At 39.1% G+C, this 6,446-nt stretch carries 7 protein-coding genes; 4 read left to right on the top strand and 3 right to left on the bottom strand.

Translation table 11 applies throughout. The annotated features are described in order from the left end of the window. Positions 1–426: 426 nt before the first annotated feature. The 4 genes from HMPREF0999_RS21480 to HMPREF0999_RS22805 all read left to right on the top strand — a co-directional run bounded on the left by HMPREF0999_RS21480 (position 427) and on the right by HMPREF0999_RS22805 (position 3,319). A complete protein-coding gene (locus tag HMPREF0999_RS21480) occupies positions 427–1,308 on the top strand; it encodes a hypothetical protein (RefSeq protein ID WP_225982696.1) in 882 nt (293 codons plus the stop codon). Next, the gene (locus HMPREF0999_RS21485) at positions 1,263–1,649 is read left to right on the top strand and encodes a hypothetical protein (protein WP_007844574.1); all 387 of its coding nucleotides are present in this window, start codon (positions 1,263–1,265) and stop codon (positions 1,647–1,649) included. The genes HMPREF0999_RS21480 and HMPREF0999_RS21485 overlap by 46 nt, the downstream gene beginning before the upstream one ends. Before the next feature lie 517 nt (positions 1,650–2,166). After that, positions 2,167–2,553: a hypothetical protein gene (locus HMPREF0999_RS23080; protein ID WP_228002732.1), complete on the top strand. Its 387-nt coding sequence runs from the start codon at positions 2,167–2,169 to the stop codon at positions 2,551–2,553. A gap of 610 nt (positions 2,554–3,163) precedes the next feature. After that, positions 3,164–3,319: a hypothetical protein gene (locus HMPREF0999_RS22805; RefSeq protein ID WP_009276905.1), complete on the top strand. Its 156-nt coding sequence runs from the start codon at positions 3,164–3,166 to the stop codon at positions 3,317–3,319. A gap of 44 nt (positions 3,320–3,363) precedes the next feature. On the opposite strand, the gene HMPREF0999_RS21500 is transcribed toward HMPREF0999_RS22805, so the two are convergent. Genes HMPREF0999_RS21500 through HMPREF0999_RS21510 form a run of 3 tightly spaced genes read right to left on the bottom strand, consistent with a single transcriptional unit; the run spans position 3,364 to position 6,110 of the window. Then, positions 3,364–4,347: a hypothetical protein gene (locus HMPREF0999_RS21500; protein WP_008781160.1), complete on the bottom strand. Its 984-nt coding sequence runs from the start codon at positions 4,345–4,347 to the stop codon at positions 3,364–3,366. A gap of 27 nt (positions 4,348–4,374) precedes the next feature. Then, positions 4,375–5,775 carry a relaxase/mobilization nuclease domain-containing protein gene (locus HMPREF0999_RS21505; protein ID WP_009276906.1) on the bottom strand — a complete coding sequence of 467 codons (1,401 nt, stop codon included), beginning with the start codon at positions 5,773–5,775 and terminating at the stop codon, positions 4,375–4,377. Continuing rightward, positions 5,772–6,110 carry a plasmid mobilization protein gene (locus tag HMPREF0999_RS21510; protein ID WP_008770294.1) on the bottom strand — a complete coding sequence of 113 codons (339 nt, stop codon included), beginning with the start codon at positions 6,108–6,110 and terminating at the stop codon, positions 5,772–5,774. Before HMPREF0999_RS21510 ends, HMPREF0999_RS21505 begins: the two co-directional genes overlap by 4 nt. Positions 6,111–6,446: the final 336 nt, after the last annotated feature.

Raw genomic sequence — 6,446 nt, forward strand, 5'->3', positions numbered from 1 at the left:
ACTGGTACTCGATGATATCAGGTCGGTTGTTAGCAGAGGCGATACGGTTACGATCAAGAAAGGTGTTAAACATGTAATCATAGCTGAATTATACAAGATAATAAAAGGATACATAATCATGTGTCCTTTTATTATTTTAGAGATAGTGTAAAGTCGTATATAATTACCTTTGCTTTTTGGAACTTATAAATTTCAAAATATTTTAATTGGACAAATTTTCTATGTAATATGGTACTCTATCTTTTCATATTTAGAATATTAGATTTACTAAATACCATATTGGTGATATGCCGTTGTTCCGTGTTATGCCTTATTACATGTTTTTTCAATTATACGGCACTTTATCTATTGCCTCTTGCCATAATAGTAGATTGGGGAATTTTTCAATTTTCCATTCAATCTGTATTCAAAAACCAACTATTGGATTTGAATAAGGCGGTAGAAGAGTTCAAAGAACAGGGTATCGATTTGGAAATAATTGAAGATGACATTATTAAAGAAATCGACACAGAAATGCGAAAATACCAATTATTCCAGTGGGGCAACAGGCAAGGAGATAAGCGAACAATTGTTATCCGGGCAAACAAATTGTTCGGACAATTCAAAAGTTTTGCGTTTTATAATGCATCTTCTTTCATATTCGTTCCCAAGACATTTTATCCGCAATCCATGAAAGACAGAATCTTGTTGGCACATGAATTTGCACATTGTGTATCCCATGATTTGATGCTGGCATTCAAGAGGCAATTTTATTGTTCGGCTATTATTCTGCCTCTATTTGTTTTGGTATCGGACATTCCTGCCTGGATGAAAATTTCCGCGATTCTACTCGCTTCCGTATTGGCATTACTACAGTTCTGGCCTATAGCATATAATGAAATTATTGCCAATAATCATGCGCTAGAAGTGGTGAATACGCTATACGGAGCGAAGTCTATGTCCGAATCGGCGAAATATCTTTTGAAAGTACGAACTGAAACATTACGTAAAAACATTAAGGATAAAAGATACGGGTTGGCATACGCAATAGAAGAATTACAAATCGAACATTTACAAAGAAGCGTATCTGAAAATGCCTTGATACAACAGAGTTCACCAATGAACGTATGGTTGTCAATCATCCACTATAGCTTGTTCGCGTTAGCGGGATATGCTTGCTACTCTTTCGTAAAAGAGATGAATGTATCATGGTATATGCTGATTATGGCTCTAATCGCTTTTATATTGATTTATGTTTTATCTAAAATTAATGTAACGAAAATATGGATAATAAAGAATTTAATTTACGAAAAGATTGGGATTCAATAGAAACTGTAGCAAGTGATATTTGGCCGGAAGAATGGTCTCAACTCAATCCATTGGAGATAAAGGCTCTTGAAGAAATCATCGAAAAAAAGAAATCACTGAACACGGAAATTGTGGACGTACCTGGTGGTATGGGCTGCGATTTTTCCGTGGACCTGGAGAATGTATATTACCTGCTTGCCATTCTATGGTATCTGAAAAATCTGACGGGAATAACAAATGAGGACATAAGACGAAAAATGGAATCATTTATTAAAGCCTCTGATAAAAGAATGAAGTTGGTTTACAAGACAGTTATCGAACCTCAATTAGATAACCTAATATCCATATTGAAAAAGAAATGATAATCTATAGCATTGATTATTATGGACAAGACCAAGATTGTACTCAATGTGGAAGGCATTCGGAATGAATTTGCCGGTGGAATGTTCAAAAACCACTTATTCATATGGTAAGCAAGTATATATACCGGACTATAAATCTCGCGAAAGGAGCTTCGTTTCCGGATTCTAAATAGTAGAAACAGCATTACGCAAAAATTGACGGGTTGGAAAAACTTATCATAGATACTGGTAATGAATCTGTCCATTGATTTTTTTCATGAAAAAGACCGTCCTTGAATACACAACCAATACCTATCAGGAAGATATCCCCAAACAGTTCCTTCAAGAGGCCAAAATACGTCTGAATTCTTTTTTCTCAGAACAGGAATGTGTACAGAAGAAAGGGATTCAATTTATATTCAAATATGCATTCTACTCAGTAGAGAATCCCCGGAAGGTCACGAAACAACATCTAATAAAAGAATATGCAAGGTTACCTTTGGAAAAAAGAAGTGTGCAACCGGAACAAATACCTGATATGAAACAATACAATGATATAATACTATATGGCGATAACAACTCTCCCGAAACACAGAAACTGCTAGCAGAATACCTCCAACGGCATGATTCATTAAAAGTCCAGTTATCTTTTTTTGACAAGAAAAATGACTCAACCTACAAAGATGAACAAACCATCGCATACGCAGAACTGCAAAAGGCATTATTCTTTTGCAAAAGAAAGAAAATACCACTTCTATTCGTTTCCATAAAAGACATGATAAACGATATCCGTTTTTTCAATTTACTAGAGGAGAGCCATATCGATTTCAGATGTATTGATTTCCCGTGGTTCTACAAGGAGAATCTGCCTCTGATAAAGGCGGTTGTGCTATATGAAAAGTTGGAAATAAGAATAAATGTATAAGATATCAAGCTTACAGATTGGCCTTCAATGTTGCAGCATTGAGATTTATGAGAAACAATTCTAAATATATTTCTGTTTGGCGAAATCTTATTCTAAAAGGAACTCTAAATAAAAGAATCCACCTTCAGATATCTTTCTTCACTTATCCTCAAAGTATATAATCCAAACATAAATATCAGACCTATTTTCCCTATAACTGAGTAATAAAAAGATTATTCCCCAACACCGTAAACAAAGAAATAACAGAAGCACTTTAAAAGGGTGTATCTAACTCACTTTTTAAGGATAATATCCCTGTTACAGTTATCTGTAGCAGGTGATCCTTTCAAATTGGGCATTAGATGCACCCTTTTCCTTATTCCAACAAATGCGCCTCTTGTAACCTCACCAATTCCCAATACATCTTCAAAAACACCTCCAGATACACCTTCAGACTCGGGAAATAGACGATAGACTTCCGGCAAAAGAAAGGCACGTGAATGGCCGTTCATTCGGAACCTCCATTTCCGGATAGCGTTTCTTTGTCCATCCAAAATAATCTCTATCGGGACAGAACAATAAACAAAAGCATAAATATCAGGCAAAATTGTCCCGATAAAAGAATTAGAACATGACTATTGAAGATGAAATCCTCCAATACCTGCACTATCATCCTCTATCAAACAGGGTTGAGATAACGCTTGGGATAACCAATCCTCCCAGTGGCAGGATTGTAAAAAGACTACTGGCCGATGCCGTAACCAAAGGAACGATAGAAGTACTCTAACAATAGTAGTGCCACTATATTATAAGCAGCACTGCAATTGTTCCTTACCCCAGCAAATGCACCTCCTGTAACCTCACCAATCCCAAATACATCTTCAAGAACACCTCCTGATACACCTTCAGATCCGGGAAATAGACGAAAGACTTCCGGGAAAAAGAGAGACATGTGAATGGCCGTTCATTTGGAACCTCCATTTCCGGATAGCGTTTCTTCGCCTGGTCAACCGCCATCTTGTTCAGTGAAGCCACGAAGTTGGCCTGGCGTATCGGATTCCATTTCGGAGTTTCAAGAATTACCATCCCATCTTTTCTCTCCGGGATAACCATGTATTCATTCTGTGTGTTACGGGCATAATAACACACGAAAGACAAGGCTTCATAGACATTATCCCCCACATGAATGCCGATAACCTGTTCTTCAACCGGTGTACCGGCAAAGCATTCCGCAATCTGCTTCATGGCATACCCATGCAACAAGGCAGCATCAGAAGCCAACAGATAAGCCGGTGCGGTACGCTCTCCTCCCTTATCGATGGCAGCAAAGAGAGAAGGACTCCAACAGAGATGGATGAGCTTTCCTTTTTCTTTCTCACGAAGGGAAGCGACACATAACCGATTGTCAAAGACCAAACGGGCTTCTTTCGTTTCCGGATGAAACTGGAACACGTTCCGTACCTTATCAGGTTTGTGTATATCCATCATCAGATAGCCTTGCCACCCGGACACATGTTTTGTCTTCAAAGTTGTTTCGCTTTCCTCTACATCAAAGAGATATGACAAGAGCTTTTCCCGCTTGCAACATACGGAAAGAGAAAACTCATCCTGTTCTTTCATCTGCTGCATATCCAATGAAAGGACAAAAGCCAATTGCCAAGGAGTAAGCTCGGAAAAGCCATGTAATTCGATACAAGACAACGCATCTTTCTCCGGTGAGTAAACGACATATCCCCGGCCACCTATCTCATATCTCAACATGAAATCCCCCTGTTCAGTGGGATGATAATTTTGTAAAACGGTCTGATAATTCATAAAGCAAATGTATTAAGTTAGTATTCATCATAATGAGAAATCGGGACCACTCTTGCGTTTCCGTTTCTTTTTGGACGGTATGAGATCATCCTCTTGCGACTTCTTCCCGCTGCCGGTAATGTCAAGCTCCGGAATGGCCATAACTCCCCCACCCTGCATATAGAAAGCCTCACGATCCACCCGCTCACGGAACTCCCCTACCCTATCAATATGCGGTGAGAAACCGATAGCCACACCATCGAAATGCCTCTGGATATTCCGATAAGTAAGCTGGCGAGAAAGTTCCGCACCCTTGAAGATATGAGGATCTTCCACGTTTTCCATATAGAAAGAAATCCCATATGCGCCTTTGCCGTTTACATGCTCCGTCACCCGAATCGATTCTTCCGCCAAGTTCTTCTTGAAATCCTCATATCCGGAAGAAGAGTTCAAAGCCTTAAACACGTGGTCATAGAGATAATGCTTCTGTTCATCGGCACTCATGCCATGGCCATCAAAACGGATATTACCGAAGCGATATTTCTGAGGAAGCGAAACGTCCTTCAGATAAAATCCAGAATCCTTAATGCCATAGACATAATAGGATTTGTCATTCTTGGTGACAAGGCGCATATATCCCCCTTCTTGTTCCAGGTTTCTTCGGAAATCGGATGTACTTTCAGAAAAAGAATAAATACGGTCAAGCAGCTGTAACAGTTCGTCCTTGAACAAGGGTTTGAAAAAGCCTCCTTTTTCCAGCAATGCGAAAAGGTTGTCATAGCTTTCATCACCCAACAGGACACGCCATTCTTCATTGGCCAGTTTTATTTCTTGCAAGGGTTTATCCAAAGACCAGTATGTATCGGATTGTTCCAGGACAGCCGATACCTTATCCTTATAATTATAACTACGCATGGCTTTTTTCAAGGCCGCATCAAAATAATAGTTACGGTATTGCGACTCTCCCAATGTGGTTCTCTTGACACCTTCCTTTTCTAAAGGCAATAACCCATACTTCTGCTCCAGTTCCCTTGAGATCTTTTCGGAACGGCTGTAATTATTCCCGGAAGGAATGCTTTTGCCTTCTTCATCAATCGTGGTCAGCAGCACATGCACATGGCTGTGTGCCTTGTCAGTATTCAGGACAACGGCATAACAGGACTTTCCGTACCCCATCCTCTCGATATATTCCCCGGCAAGAGAAAGCCACTGTTCATCGGAAAGGCTTTCTCCCGGATAGAGGCTCAGAATAAATTCCGCATAAGGTAGTTTCACCCGGTCATTCAACTGGGAGATAAGTTTCATGTAGGCTGGCATGGCGGCCAGTTCGTCACCGGTGGAGGTGCAAAGCACTTTTCCGTTTCCTTCCTTGACCTTGGAAAGCTGGTATTCGATTTTCCGGCTCATGGACAGGTGGGATGAGAAAGAAGGCTGTATCTCGGCTATCATAACAATTTCCGGTTAATGGTTTCTACATCCGAAAGGTATTGGTTAATCCGATCCAATGAATACAATATATTTTCATCGGACGGAAGCGTATTGATATGTTTGGCAAGCTGGTTGATATTGGCTCCTATTTTACGAAGTTCATATATCATTTGCACATCGGTTTTCGATATGCTTCTGCCTTTCAAGGCAGACTCTCTGATAAAGGAAGAAAGGGATTTTCCCTCTTCCTTTGAACGTTGAAGAAGCTGTTCTTTCTCGGCTTCCGTCAAGCGGATCTTTATACTTATATCTCGATTTTCTTTCATATATACAGAGTATGTGAGTGTAACGAACATTGGTCGGCAGCTCGGCTGTCGCAAGGTTTTTTGTACCCACAAAAACATACCTTGCATTAGCAAAGATATGCAATAATACTCAACTGTGAAACAAAACCGGGTAAAAGTCTTGATTTCTTAATCCAGATTAACTGCGTACTTTGTTACAAAATAACCACGCACATTGTAACACACAAACAACAAACCAGTAGTTACAAAATACATAATTACTAATTATATTATTACAAAGCATGAACATACATACTTAATTTTATAATTAAATACGAATGTAATTATGAATAAAAGTATATATATAACAACTTACTTATATAACAAAGAAAATAAGTACATAATAAA

The sequence above is a fragment of the Parabacteroides sp. D25 genome (genome assembly GCF_000307475.1).
Taxonomy (GTDB): Bacteria; Bacteroidota; Bacteroidia; order Bacteroidales; family Tannerellaceae; genus Parabacteroides; species Parabacteroides distasonis.